The organism is Yoonia ponticola (genome assembly GCF_014199395.1).
Taxonomy (GTDB): Bacteria; Pseudomonadota; Alphaproteobacteria; order Rhodobacterales; family Rhodobacteraceae; genus Yoonia; species Yoonia ponticola.
On record NZ_JACIJM010000015.1, the window covers coordinates 26,122 to 36,720 of the forward strand.

Sequence of the window (10,599 nt, forward strand, 5' to 3'; positions counted from 1 at the left end):
TTTTTAACCCGCTGAAATGTAACGTTTTTTAACGCATGTTTCCTCTTGTTTGCACGCGCAACCCCTTTATAAGCCAGACATCCGAATGACGGGCCTTAATAGCCCCCAAACCTTTTTGGTGAGATATGAAAACCTTTTCTGCGACTCCGGCAGATGTAGACAAGAAATGGATCTTGATTGACGCTGAAGGCGTTGTTCTTGGCCGTTTGGCGTCCATCATCGCCATGCGCTTGCGCGGCAAGCACAAAGCATCCTTCACGCCGTCCATGGACATGGGCGACAACGTGATCGTCATCAACGCTGAGAAAGTCCAGATGACTGGCAACAAGCGTGATGAAAAATACTACTGGCACACTGGCTTTGTCGGTGGGATCAAAGAACGCACCAAGGGCGAAATCCTTGAGGGTAAGCACCCTGAGCGCGTTTTGATGAAAGCCGTGCAACGTATGTTGCCAGGTGGTCCATTGTCCAAGCGTCAAATGACGCACCTGCGCGTTTTTGCTGGCACAGAGCACGGCATGGAAGCACAGAAGCCTGAAGTTCTCGACGTAAAAGCGATGAACAAAAAGAACACGAGGACCGCATAATGGCCGATCAGATCAACTCTCTCGAAGAGCTGGGCGCTGTTGCTGAAGGCGTCGTTGCTGAAGCACCTGCTGCTGTTGAAATCAACCGTGAGCCAGTTCGTGACGAACTGGGCCGCTCATATGCCACTGGCAAGCGTAAAGACGCTGTTGCTCGTGTATGGATCAAACCAGGTTCTGGTAAGGTCACTGTGAACGGCAAAGAAATGAACACATACTTCGCACGTCCAGTGCTGCAGATGATCTTGGCGCAGCCATTCTCTGTTGCTGGCGTTGCTGGCCAGTTCGACGTTGTCGCAACTGTCAAAGGTGGTGGTCTTTCCGGTCAAGCTGGTGCGGTCAAGCACGGTGTGTCTAAAGCGTTGCAGCTTTATGATCCGTCCTTGCGTCCTGCGCTGAAAGCCGCTGGCTTCCTCACACGCGATAGCCGCGTTGTTGAGCGTAAGAAATACGGTAAAGCGAAAGCACGTAAGAGCTTCCAGTTCTCCAAGCGTTAAGTTTTGGATTGCAGATATGGAAAAGGGCGTCCGGTTGGGCGCCCTTTTTGCTTGCGTGATGCGCGATTTTTCTCGAAAAATCGTACAAATTTTCGAGAAAATTTAGGGTAGCGCGGGCGGCTTAGTTCAGTGGAAACGCATAGCGGATCGACAAAGTCTCTAAGCCTGGATTGATAGCGCGCGTGTCACCATTTGACCGGTGGTCCCAAGATACGGTCAAGGTCGCGCCCTGCTCGAACGCATATCCGGCGCCAACAGCAGAGCGGAATTGAACTTCACCACCGATGTTTGGTCCGTCATCACGAAAATGCAAACCAGGGATAAACGACGCCTCAAGAAAGATAGGGCCTTCAATCAAGTCTTCACTGGTCCACTTAAAACCCGCACCGATCCACACATCATTCCGGTTTGTCATCGACGCCGCCACAGTTGGCTGAAACGGCCCATAAGCGTGATCGAAATCATACCCTAGATAAAATTCGCGGCCGATCTCTTCACGTTGAAATTGCAGCGACGCAGTCTGGATCGAGATGCGTTCGGCTGCGGCATGGCGCATCAAACATCCCGTTGCGCAGTCGGTTTGGTTCATATCGAAAAGGCTAGTGACGAGCCAGAAGAGTGCGACGGTGCCGTCCATAACGTTAGTCCTGTGTTTGCGGGGCTGTCGGAGCCTCCGGCGGGAGTTGTTTTTGCGAAATGAAGGTGGGGCGTGGCTTAGCAGTCCGGTGGTAGCAGTCCGAGGCCGCGTAGGTAGATGCCGATGCCTGTTTCTAGCAGGTCTTCGGGGGGAAAGGGACTTTTGGTGCCGGGCGATCCGCGCGAGAACAGTTCAACAACACCGTGTGACAGCGCCCAGATATGCGCCGAGAACATCTGCGGCGGTGGGCGGCGGTCTGCGGGGATGTGCTGGCTGAGGTCGGCGGCGGCTTTTTCAATGACGCCCAAGGCGCGTGTCGCGGAAGCGTTCAGGGCTGGATTGCGCTGGATCGAGATACCGGATTCGAACATCGCGACGTAATGGCCGGGGAATTTGTTGGCGAAGGCGAGATAAGCGCGGCCGGTTTTCAGAAACGCAGTTAATGCTGACGGCTGGCCACCATCGTAGGCGTGTTCCATCAGGTCGCCAAAAATGTCGTAGCCTTGATGGGCGGCTTCGGCGATCAGGTCTTCGCGGCCTGCAAAGTGGCGGTAGACGGCGGCGGGTGTGACACCTGCCTCGCGTGCAGCCTCGGAGAGCGAAAACCCTGTCGGTCCTTTGGCCTCGATCAGCGTGAGACAGCTTTTGACCAATGCCTCGCGTAGATTGCCGTGGTGGTAGCCTTGCTTAGCCATGCCACAGGTCCGGTCCACCGGCGATTTTTTCGTCGATCTCTGGCAGGTTTTTATCTGGATAATCAAGGCCCTGCAAGACGGACTTAATCGCGTTCACGCGGGCGCGTTTTTTGTCGTCAGAGCGCACAACTGTCCACGGCGCATATTCTGTATGGGTCCGCTCAAGCGTCTCGTCGATAGCCGTCGTATAGGCGTCCCATTTCGCAAGACCCGCCACGTCGATCCACGACAATTTCCATTGTTTCAGGGGATCGTTTTCACGGTCGAGAAAGCGTTTGAGCTGCGTTGCACGGCCCACATTAAGCCAGATTTTGAACAGTTTGATCCCGTCGTCGGCCAGCATTTTCTCGAAATCGCCAACTTGGTTAAACCAATGTGCGCGTTGCTCGGGCGTGCAAAAATCAAATACATGCTCGACGACAGCCCGATTATACCAGCTGCGGTCATAGAAAACCACTTCACCTTCGGTCGGCAAGTGACTGATATAGCGTTGAAAATACCATTGACCGGCTTCTGTTTCCGTGGGCTTTGGCAGGGCCACAACACGCGCGCTACGCGGGTTCAGGTTTTCGCGGAACCGCTTGATGGTGCCGCCTTTGCCAGCCGCGTCGCGGCCTTCAAACACGACCACAACCCGCTGGCCAGTTTCTTTGACCCAAGACTGCATTTTCACCAGTTGGATTTGCAGCGCGTCGATCTCGTCTTCGTAATCGTCCTTATCCCATGCTTTTTCATAGGGATAATCAGGATTGATGATCTGCTTTTTATTTGCGGATTCAATCAGGTCAACCACCTCTTTCGGGGCTTCGTTCTGAAAATAGGCACTGATCCCACCATCAAGCGGCTTGGACATGGTAAACTCCCTAAGAATTGCGCTTATTATGGCGATTTTAAGGGCTTAGCGCAATCCAGCCCGCGCAGCCGCACGGTTAATCGCATCAACTGCGGCTTGTGGGTCAGCATGGTGCGGCATGTGTCCGACGCCTTGCATGCTGGTCAGGCGCGCGCTGTCCACGATTTTGATGAACTCCGCAGGATGCACTTGCAGCGGCACGGTTTTATCTGCGGTGCCGTGAATGATCTCGATGGGCACGGTGATTTGCGGATAACGTGTCACCATATCAACGACATAGGGGCGCAGCGTGTTGACCTGACGCACATTGGCGCGGAACGTGGTTTGCCGCACGGCCAGCGGTGCGCCGATGTGTTCCGTGTAGCCTGCGGGGACCGGATCGGGGGAAAAAATGCCCTCGATTGCGCCTTCAACGGTGCTGATGGGCACAAAGGCCGCGATCAGCGGGATTGTCACAGCCCCGCCTAAGACACTGCCATTCAACGTATAATACGCACCAAGCCCGTCGGGCCACGGCATCAAAACGCCCGCAAAGGACACGATGCCGCTCGCGTTCACGGGCGCGTCTTCGGTCAGGCCGATGTCAGCCCATGCCATTGCGACGATCCCGCCAAAGCTGTGACCAGCCACAATCGGATCGGTGATACCAAGCTGCGTCGCGGCCTCGCGCAGCATCCGTGCTTGATCGGCGGGGGCATCGCCTGCGGTGGCAAACGGGCCTTTGGCAACTTGCGGCACGCGGTCGGTGTAGCCCAATCCCGGGCGGTCAAAGGCGGTGACAGTGTAATCATCAGCCAGCCGGTCCACCAAATCAAAGGTGAAATCGCGCAGGTTGCCGCCAGCCCCGTGCAGCAACACAACATGCGGGCCGCTGCCTTTTTGCACGTAATGCACGCGCCCGCCTGTCACCTCGACAAATTGCCCAACAGGGGGAAAAGCCGCCTCTGTCGCTTGGGTGCGCGAAGATGCGACACATCCGGCGAGCAAAGCCCCAAGGCCCAGCGCCAGTCCTGTGTATGATAATCCCTTAAGTGCCAATCTTATCAATGTCATAATGTGTTGTCTGATAGATCTCGTTGATCCAGTTCCCGTACAGCAAATGCGCGTGGCTGCGCCATTTGTTCAGCGGTGCTTGGGTCGGATCATCCCCCGGATAATAGTTTGTAGGCACATTGATCGGGGTGCCGTCGGCGACGTCGCGATCATATTCCTGTTTCAGCGTCCCACTGTCATATTCAAAGTGGTTAAATATATACAAAGCGCGATGTGCGGCGTCTTCAACCAAAGCGGGGCCAGAATCCGCACTGGTGATCAAAGTTTTTAGTCCCGACGCTGCGTCAATCTCGTCTTGGCGCATTTCGGTCCATCGGCTGACGGGGATCACGCAGTCGTCGGAAAAGCCGCGCAGGTAATGCGAGGTGTGATCGCAGACCGAATGGCGGAAACAGCCGAACGCCTTGTGATCCAGCAGATGCTTTTTCACACCGTGGAAGTAGTTAATCATCGCCATGCCGCCCCAGCAGACGCCAAAAGTGGAATGCACGTTGGTCTGGGTCCACTCCATGACTTCGCACAGCTCGTCCCAGTAGGTAACGTCAGCAAAATCAAGGTGTTCGATCGGCGCGCCCGTGATAATCAGACCGTCGAATTTCTGGTCTTTGACGTCTTGGAAGGGTTGGTAGAACTCTTCCATATGTTCAGCCGCGGTGTTTTTGGTCTGGTGTTCAGACATGCGGATCAAGGTCAGTTCGATCTGCAAAGGCGTCGCCCCGATCAACCGCGCGAACTGGTTCTCGGTCTGGATTTTCTTGGGCATCAGGTTCAGCAAAGCAATCCGCAGCGGGCGGATGTCCTGATGACCAGCGGTATCCTCGTCAAGCACCATGACGCCTTCGCGGGTGAGCACGTTAAAGGCGGGCAGGGCGGCAGGTAGTTTAATCGGCATAATGTTTCCTCACGGATGGATGGCAGAGATAGGCTTATGCCCTGCGCATCTCAAGGGCGTCGGCGATCATGTCGACAAAACCCTCCGTATTGTGAACCTGCGTGACCGCCTCTTGTGGCACGGTGATGCCCCATTTGTCGGCCATCGCTTTGTAGCGCGGCTGACGGTGGGCCAGCGCCTTGGCAAAGGCCCAGCGGATGAAATCATCTGGATCAACCTTGTCCGGCGACGCATTGAATTCGGTCAAATAAGCCTGCCACGTGTGCAGCAAGAACACCGGATCATAGGACATCGGTTTCGGTTCTTTATCAAAACGGCGGATCAGTTCGGCGGTATGCGCGTCAGTGCCTTCGATCCAGACCATCAGCGTCTTTTCAGACAGATCCGTCAGGATCGGATCATTGGGATCATCCGCATCGACCCATTCACAGATTGACCCGCCTGTATCGCAGATAAAGTGCGGATATTGGTACAGATCGTGGCTGCGCTGGATAAAGTGGCCCGTGTCATATAGTGCCGCGATTTCAGCGGTTTGGAACTGGTCTTGGCGGCGCGTATATTCATCCCACGGCAGACCGCCTTGCGCCTCGTCGCCGGGTTTGCCCAGATAGGACGACATCGGTTTGAGGTCGTCAAAAGAGATATTCGAGCCGATATAAATGCTGTCCGACCGCAGTAGATCGCGCAGGAACGGCACCTTCATCGCTTCGCGTTTGGCGTTATCGGCGATCAATTCGCCCATGTAGCGGGTGCCAATGCGGTAATCGATAGAATAGTGAAACCAGTCGCCCTGATCGCGTAACATGTTGGACAGATAGGTTTTTCCAAGCCCTGACATCGCAAAGATGAGGACGCGCTTTTGCGGGGCGTTACGCCATTCGGCTGCAGTATTGTAGATCATGGGCCGATGGATATGCGCGGATGCAGCAATGCGCTAGAGCAAATATGCGCGGCGGATCAGCCCGCTGCCATCTCGGCCACATGCGCCCGCCATTTGCGCCGTAGCCAGATCACGCAATACAGCACCAGCAGGCCTGCAAAGATCACGCCAAAGAAGTTGCTCAGCATGTCCGCGACCTGCGTCAGTTGTGACGCGAAGATATAGCCCAGCGACACATAGCCCAGCGTCCAGATCGCAGCGCCCACGACGGCCATTAGCGTGAACTTCACCCAATGCATACCGCCCGCGCCACACAGGTAGCTGATATAAGGGCAGGTCGGGCTGAGGATCGTGTGGCTGAGCAGCACCGCGATATGGCCCTTGCTGTGCAGCATATGTTCGCTTTTCTCTAAGACTGGCACCAGTCGCGGCTTGGTCCGCATCCACGTGATAATCCTGCGCCCATAGCGCGATGCGATCAGATACGCCAACTGATCGCCGATCAGAAACGCGACAAAGGATACGGCAAAGACCTGCCAGAGTGCCAGATCTTCGGAGGCCGCAAACGCCCCGGACGTCAGCACCATCATCGACGACGGCAGCGGAATCGCCAGACAGGCCAGCGAGACGACGCCAAACAACAACAGCAATCCGTAGTCGGGGATCAAGCCGATAATCAGGTCAGTCATCGCGGATGATCCATCCGGAATGCAGAGGCCGCATCACGCACAATCTTGGTTAACTCATCCAAGGACAGATCATTCAATTCCGAGATTTCCGCCATCGTCATGCCGCGCTGCGTCTCGGACGTCAGGCCCAGCACATCGGCCACCAAGCCGCGTGGCAGATCATAGGACATGACAACGTAGCGCGGGGTCATCCATGGTTTCAGCGCTTCATCCTGATTGATCGGATCGTGAAAATACAAAAATTCGGACAGAATACCAAACGTAAACCACAGCCCCGCCACACAAGCGATCACCAGCACAGCCAACACCCCAAGGTGCTGCCGCAGGAAACCCCAAATCTGGTGACGGTGTGTCATGGCGTGGTTATGATCGTAAACATATCCCTAAAGGCACAGGATTAACGGCCCACGTCAAGCATGACCCTGCCGCAAAACGACAAAGCGCCAGCCCCGAAAGGCTGGCGCTAGTCCGATGTTCACAGGCAAAGAACACGCCCACCGAAAATAACGTCGTTTGACTTACATCGCAGTCATAAAGGTGATGTCGCGCAGGTTGCCCTCAACGCCCATCAACTCCCATGTGTCCTGCACGGTGCCGTCTTCTAGGGACACAGTATGCAGCGCACCGGGTGTTGCCAGATAGGCGGTGTTGTTGCCATCAGCGTCGGTAGCAATGTCAAAGGCGTAGCTGTCTTGTGCGTCCACGCCCAATTTGCCAATTGCGCCCAATGTGCCGTCGTTTGGTGACGTCTGCTGGATCACAGCCACGATTGTCGCATCAATATCGAACATCGCGGTGGACTCGGGCTTGCCATAGGAATTGATGTAAGCGGCTGCGACGATATTCGGCTCTTCGCCACTGTGCATATCGGCGTCTTCATAAGCCAGCGATCCGTCTACTGTGACGGCACCGGATTCAATATCAACGCGGTGGTTTGTGGTGCCCGACATAAAGCGCAGTTTGTCCGCTTGCGGGTTAAAGTCCACGATCACGGATGCGCCGTCTGCGATGGGCAGTTCGGTATCCATCGTGGACAATACGGTGGCTTCGCCTGTGGCGGGGTCAATCTCTACGATTTCAAACGCAGGTGTCACGCCGATCAACTGACCTGTCGCTGGACGCAGGTCGATGCCCAAAAGGCGATCCACACCCGTCACATCCATTGTCGCCGTTGCTGTCGCAGAGCCGCTATCAATCATCACCAGCGTTTTATCGCCAGTCAGGCCCACAGCCATGAGGCTTGCATGGCCGTCTGCCTGAGCAATAGATCCCGCAGCAATCAGTGCAACAGTCGTCATCAGTGTCGAAGTCTTACGCATTTATTATACCCCTATTGGTTTCACATGACCCCCGATCTTGGTGGGGTCGTGTGAAGACACGTAGGGGCGCCTAAAAGAGTTTCAGCGGTGCGTAAATTTTTTCTTAAAATCTGAAAACGGCTTAATACCCGCGCCAAATCCAGCCGCCACCCAAGACGCGCGTGCCGTCCGGGTCGTAGAACACACAAGCTTGGCCCGGTGACACGCCTTCTTCAGCGACCAGCAGTTCGACCTCGGCTTCGGTATCCGAGATCGGGCGCAGAATGGCGTCGATAGGGGGCTTGGTCGAGCGAACTTTGACCGCGATTGTACGCTCGCCGCCGGCAAGCAAGCCGTCGTCGCCCAGCCAGTTGATCTCGCGCAAAGGCACCTTGCGGGTCGCGAGCAAGTCCTTGGACCCCACGATCACATGCTTTTTGTCCACATCAAGCCGCACAACATACAGTGGATCAGCCAGACCGCCGATGCCAAGCCCGCGCCGCTGACCAATCGTGTAGTGGATTACGCCGCGATGCTGGCCCAGGACATTGCCGTCCACATCGACAATATCACCGGGTTCTGCCGCACCGGGGCGCAGTTTCTCGATCACCGCCGCGTAATTGCCGTTTGGCACAAAGCAGATATCTTGGCTGTCCGGCTTGTCCGCCACGCTGAGCCCGTATTTCGCAGCCAGCGCGCGGGTCTGCTCCTTGGACGTGTGATGGCCCAATGGGAAGCGCAGATAGTCCAACTGCTCTTTCGTGGTCGAGAACAGGAAATAGCTTTGGTCCTTGGTCGGATCGCCAGCCGAATGTAATTCCGGACCCGAATCACCCACCATCCGCTGGATATAATGACCCGTCGCCATGCAATCGGCGTCCAAATCACGGGCTGTTTCCAATAAATCTTTGAATTTCACACGCTCATTACACCGAATACACGGCACAGGCGTCGCCCCCGCAAGATAACTATCCGCGAATTCATCAATCACAGCTTCTTGGAATTTGTTCTCGTAATCGAGCACGTAATGCGGAAAGCCCATTTCCTCGGCCACGCGCCGCGCATCGTGAATATCACGGCCCGCACAACACGCGCCCTTTTTCGCCAAAGCAGCGCCGTGGTCATAAAGCTGTAGCGTCACACCGACCACATCGTAGCCTTCTTCATGCAACTTTGCGGCGACAACTGAACTGTCCACACCACCGGACATAGCCACAACGACTCGGGTGTCGGCGGGTGACTTGGCAAATCCAAGAGAATTTATCGGCTGTTCCAAGGGCATATGACACCAACGTTTTAAGGGCTTTCAGGGCGTTTCCAACAAATTTGCTGTAATTGCAAGCAACTCTCTTTGGGGCGGCTTACCGAAACTTAAGTGGTCTACGTCATATGTGCATCACACAGTATATTGCAAAGGGAAGAGAGATGTTTTTGCGAAAGATTGATGGACCACGGTCCGTAACACTACCCGACGGGTCCGTAATGACCCGCGCAGACCTGCCGCCAGTGGACACCCGACGCTGGGTCGCATCGCGTAAAGCGGCCGTTATCAAGGCGGTTGGGGCGGGGCTATTAACGCGGCCAGAGGCGTTGGAAATGTATAGTCTATCGGACGAGGAATTCGCTGAATGGGAGAGCGCAGTTGCCGAACATGGCGAGGCCGCGTTGAAAACAACGGCTTTACAACGGTTCAGACAACCTTAAGTGGTGGCTTGAGTTTTTGATTATCGGTAACGCTGTGTTAACTATTATGGCGATAAGTTGTTGATACCAAGAAAAGCGGAGAAAAAAGATGCGCGTATTGCTGGTTGAAGATGACCCGACGACCTCAAAAAGCATCGAGTTGATGCTAACTCATGCCAATTTAAACGTTTATGCGACAGATCTCGGTGAAGAAGGGATCGATCTCGCAAAATTATATGATTACGATTTGATCCTTTTAGACCTGAATTTGCCTGACATGAATGGCCACGAGGTATTGCGACAGTTACGCATGAGCAGGATTGATACACCAATCCTGATCCTCACAGGTGACGATAGTACCGAAGGTAAAATCAAAGGATTTGGATTTGGTGCAGATGATTATCTAACCAAACCATTCCACCGAGAAGAACTGATCGCACGCATTCATGCGATCATCCGCAGATCAAAAGGTCATGCGCAGTCGATCATCAAAACCGGACGCATTTCGGTTAACCTTGATGCAAAGACTGTCGATGTGGGCGGCAACACCGTGCATCTGACGGGAAAAGAATATCAAATGCTGGAATTGTTGAGCCTGCGCAAAGGCACGACGCTGACCAAAGAGATGTTCTTGAACCACCTGTATGGCGGTATGGACGAACCAGAGTTGAAAATCATCGATGTGTTCATCTGCAAGCTCCGTAAAAAGCTGAGCAATGCTGCAAACGGCGAAAACAACATCGAAACGGTGTGGGGCCGTGGCTACGTGCTACGCGATCCTGAAATGGGCGTGAACGAAGAACGTCTCGCAATCGGCGCCTAAAGGCGCGGTTGTTTG

The 10,599-nt window shown here is 54.7% G+C and carries 14 protein-coding genes; 4 read left to right on the forward strand and 10 right to left on the reverse strand.

From position 1 onward, the window contains the following. The first annotated feature begins 125 nt into the window (after positions 1–125). Both rplM and rpsI read left to right on the forward strand, forming a co-directional pair. Entirely contained in the window at positions 126–587 is a 462-nt protein-coding gene (gene rplM, locus FHS72_RS17145) for a 50S ribosomal protein L13 (RefSeq protein ID WP_183530965.1), read from the forward strand. Beyond that, positions 587–1,081 (forward strand): 30S ribosomal protein S9, encoded by a 495-nt coding sequence (gene rpsI, locus FHS72_RS17150; protein WP_183530966.1) that lies wholly within the window; start codon positions 587–589, stop codon positions 1,079–1,081. The genes rplM and rpsI overlap by 1 nt, the downstream gene beginning before the upstream one ends. Before the next feature lie 121 nt (positions 1,082–1,202). Here the strand turns inward: rpsI and FHS72_RS17155 are convergent, their stop codons facing one another. From FHS72_RS17155 to mnmA, 10 genes are all read right to left on the reverse strand, one after another. Beyond that, a complete protein-coding gene (locus FHS72_RS17155; RefSeq protein ID WP_183530967.1) occupies positions 1,203–1,718 on the reverse strand; it encodes an acyloxyacyl hydrolase in 516 nt (171 codons plus the stop codon). Positions 1,719–1,795: 77 nt separating this feature from the next. Then, the gene (locus FHS72_RS17160) at positions 1,796–2,413 is read right to left on the reverse strand and encodes a TetR/AcrR family transcriptional regulator (protein WP_183530968.1); all 618 of its coding nucleotides are present in this window, start codon (positions 2,411–2,413) and stop codon (positions 1,796–1,798) included. Then, complete coding sequence (gene ppk2, locus FHS72_RS17165; protein WP_183530969.1) at positions 2,406–3,266, reverse strand: polyphosphate kinase 2; 861 nt, start codon at positions 3,264–3,266, stop codon at positions 2,406–2,408. The genes FHS72_RS17160 and ppk2 overlap by 8 nt, the downstream gene beginning before the upstream one ends. 45 nt (positions 3,267–3,311) lie before the next feature. Next, positions 3,312–4,319 carry an alpha/beta fold hydrolase gene (locus FHS72_RS17170; RefSeq protein ID WP_246414848.1) on the reverse strand — a complete coding sequence of 336 codons (1,008 nt, stop codon included), beginning with the start codon at positions 4,317–4,319 and terminating at the stop codon, positions 3,312–3,314. Further along, on the reverse strand, positions 4,294–5,211 hold the full coding sequence (gene metA, locus FHS72_RS17175) for a homoserine O-acetyltransferase MetA (protein ID WP_183530970.1): 918 nt from the start codon (positions 5,209–5,211) through the stop codon (positions 4,294–4,296). The genes FHS72_RS17170 and metA overlap by 26 nt, the downstream gene beginning before the upstream one ends. Before the next feature lie 34 nt (positions 5,212–5,245). Continuing rightward, complete coding sequence (locus FHS72_RS17180; RefSeq protein ID WP_183530971.1) at positions 5,246–6,112, reverse strand: ATPase; 867 nt, start codon at positions 6,110–6,112, stop codon at positions 5,246–5,248. A 56-nt stretch (positions 6,113–6,168) separates the two neighbouring features. Then, positions 6,169–6,780, reverse strand: coding sequence for a DedA family protein (locus FHS72_RS17185; RefSeq protein ID WP_183530972.1), 612 nt, complete (start codon positions 6,778–6,780; stop codon positions 6,169–6,171). Next, entirely contained in the window at positions 6,777–7,136 is a 360-nt protein-coding gene (locus FHS72_RS17190; protein ID WP_183530973.1) for a hypothetical protein, read from the reverse strand. Before FHS72_RS17190 ends, FHS72_RS17185 begins: the two co-directional genes overlap by 4 nt. A gap of 162 nt (positions 7,137–7,298) precedes the next feature. Next, complete coding sequence (locus tag FHS72_RS17195; RefSeq protein ID WP_183530974.1) at positions 7,299–8,099, reverse strand: DUF4394 domain-containing protein; 801 nt, start codon at positions 8,097–8,099, stop codon at positions 7,299–7,301. 121 nt (positions 8,100–8,220) lie between these two features. Continuing rightward, positions 8,221–9,360, reverse strand: coding sequence for a tRNA 2-thiouridine(34) synthase MnmA (gene mnmA / locus FHS72_RS17200; protein ID WP_183530975.1), 1,140 nt, complete (start codon positions 9,358–9,360; stop codon positions 8,221–8,223). A gap of 143 nt (positions 9,361–9,503) precedes the next feature. Between mnmA and sciP the strand changes: the two genes are divergently transcribed. Both sciP and ctrA read left to right on the forward strand, forming a co-directional pair. Beyond that, a complete protein-coding gene (gene sciP, locus FHS72_RS17205) occupies positions 9,504–9,782 on the forward strand; it encodes a CtrA inhibitor SciP (RefSeq protein ID WP_183530976.1) in 279 nt (92 codons plus the stop codon). Positions 9,783–9,870: 88 nt separating this feature from the next. Then, the gene (gene ctrA, locus FHS72_RS17210; RefSeq protein ID WP_183530977.1) at positions 9,871–10,584 is read left to right on the forward strand and encodes a response regulator transcription factor CtrA; all 714 of its coding nucleotides are present in this window, start codon (positions 9,871–9,873) and stop codon (positions 10,582–10,584) included. The last annotated feature ends 15 nt before the right edge of the window (positions 10,585–10,599 follow it).

Bases quoted from the DNA above. Each gene is read 5' to 3' on its own strand.
- rplM (WP_183530965.1), top strand. From the start codon at position 126: ATGAAAACCTTTTCTGCGACTCCGGCAGATGTAGACAAGAAATGGATC.
- rpsI (WP_183530966.1), top strand. From the start codon at position 587: ATGGCCGATCAGATCAACTCTCTCGAAGAGCTGGGCGCTGTTGCTGAA.
- FHS72_RS17155 (WP_183530967.1), bottom strand. From the start codon at position 1,718: ATGGACGGCACCGTCGCACTCTTCTGGCTCGTCACTAGCCTTTTCGAT.
- FHS72_RS17160 (WP_183530968.1), bottom strand. From the start codon at position 2,413: ATGGCTAAGCAAGGCTACCACCACGGCAATCTACGCGAGGCATTGGTC.
- ppk2 (WP_183530969.1), bottom strand. From the start codon at position 3,266: ATGTCCAAGCCGCTTGATGGTGGGATCAGTGCCTATTTTCAGAACGAA.
- FHS72_RS17170 (WP_246414848.1), bottom strand. From the start codon at position 4,319: ATGACATTGATAAGATTGGCACTTAAGGGATTATCATACACAGGACTG.
- metA (WP_183530970.1), bottom strand. From the start codon at position 5,211: ATGCCGATTAAACTACCTGCCGCCCTGCCCGCCTTTAACGTGCTCACC.
- FHS72_RS17180 (WP_183530971.1), bottom strand. From the start codon at position 6,112: ATGATCTACAATACTGCAGCCGAATGGCGTAACGCCCCGCAAAAGCGC.
- FHS72_RS17185 (WP_183530972.1), bottom strand. From the start codon at position 6,780: ATGACTGACCTGATTATCGGCTTGATCCCCGACTACGGATTGCTGTTG.
- FHS72_RS17190 (WP_183530973.1), bottom strand. From the start codon at position 7,136: ATGACACACCGTCACCAGATTTGGGGTTTCCTGCGGCAGCACCTTGGG.
- FHS72_RS17195 (WP_183530974.1), bottom strand. From the start codon at position 8,099: ATGCGTAAGACTTCGACACTGATGACGACTGTTGCACTGATTGCTGCG.
- mnmA (WP_183530975.1), bottom strand. From the start codon at position 9,360: ATGCCCTTGGAACAGCCGATAAATTCTCTTGGATTTGCCAAGTCACCC.
- sciP (WP_183530976.1), top strand. From the start codon at position 9,504: ATGTTTTTGCGAAAGATTGATGGACCACGGTCCGTAACACTACCCGAC.
- ctrA (WP_183530977.1), top strand. From the start codon at position 9,871: ATGCGCGTATTGCTGGTTGAAGATGACCCGACGACCTCAAAAAGCATC.